The following is a 1,194-nucleotide window of genomic DNA, read 5'->3' as shown; positions in this document are numbered from 1 at the left end:
GCTAGGTGGGTTTTACCGGTGCCTGGCCCACCGATCAGCACCACGTTCTGCGCGGTGTCGGTAAAGGCCAGGCTGGCCAGCTCGCTGATCAGGCGTGCGTCGGCGCTAGAGGCGTTGAAATCGAAGCTGGCCAGATCGCGGTGCATCGGCAGCTTGGCCATGTTCATCTGGTGGCTCACCGAGCGCATGGCGCGATCTGTGTGCTCTTGTTCCAGCAGGTGTTCGAGCAGCCACTTGGACGAGGCTGTGTTCGACTCACCCTGTGCAGTTAACTCCGCCCAGGCCGTGGCCATGCCGTGCAGGCGCAGCTCCTTGAGTTCCGCCATCAAATCACGCATGACCGACCTCCTCGGCCTGGCCACGCAGGCGGTCGTAGCGCGCCGTGTTAGCGACGGGGGCTTCCTTGAGCGACAAGTGGGTTTCGACGCTGGGTGGTGGTTCGGATGCTGTCAGCCGTGCCACGACATTGAGGATGTGTTCGGCGCTCAGGCTGCCGCTCTCCAGTACCAGCTCAACGGCTACCAGCACGGCATCGAGTCCGGCGACCGGTACGGCAGCCAGGACTTGCGCCATGATCCGGTCACCGCCGGCATGACGCCCCAGACCGTGCTTAAGCTGACGCAGCGGCGCCGGCAGATCAGCAAAGGGCGCGCCGTTGCGCAGCGCACCGGGCTTGCGTTCGATCAGCGGGAGGTAGTGCTGCCAGTCATAGCTGACCTGGTCGCGATCCAGCAAGCGGACATGGCTGGCGATCAGCGCGTCGTCAGCCACCACCTCGATTCGCGTCGGATACAAACGGCTGCTGACCCACTTACCCGCGTACTCACACGGCACCGAGTAGCGGTTGCGCCCGACGCTGACCAGGCAGGTGCTGGAGACCCGCGCAGGCCGCTCGACGTAACCGTCGAATGGCGCTGGCACAGGCATCAGTTCAGCGCGCTCCAACTCCAGCACTTCGGCCACACTCAGCCCGCTGTATTGAGGGTGCGTCAGCTCGTTCCAAAGCGCGCGGCAGCGCTGGCCCAGCCAGGCATTGAGTTCCTCGAAGGAGTGAAACTGGCAGTCCTGGGCGTCTAGCCAGATACGCCTGCGGCTGTCTTGCACGTTCTTTTCAACGATGCCCTTTTCCCAACCAGCGGCGACGTTGCAGAAGTCCGGATCGAACAGGTAATGCGCGCACATCACCGCAAAGCG

2 pseudogenes are annotated in these 1,194 nt (G+C 63.7%); both read right to left on the bottom strand.

Annotated features, from left to right (window positions below):
* Positions 1-338 (bottom strand): annotated as a pseudogene (istB, locus tag N5J71_RS22280) (IS21-like element ISPst3 family helper ATPase IstB); the annotation flags it as partial.
* Positions 331-1,194, bottom strand: a pseudogene (gene istA, locus N5J71_RS22275) (IS21-like element ISPst3 family transposase); the annotation flags it as partial. The pseudogenes istA and istB, both read right to left, overlap by 8 nt.

Source organism: Ectopseudomonas oleovorans (assembly GCF_029845265.1).
Taxonomy (GTDB): domain Bacteria; phylum Pseudomonadota; class Gammaproteobacteria; order Pseudomonadales; family Pseudomonadaceae; genus Aquipseudomonas; species Aquipseudomonas oleovorans.
Note: the sequence above shows the minus strand (reverse complement) of the source record. Positions and strands in the feature narration are given on the sequence as shown.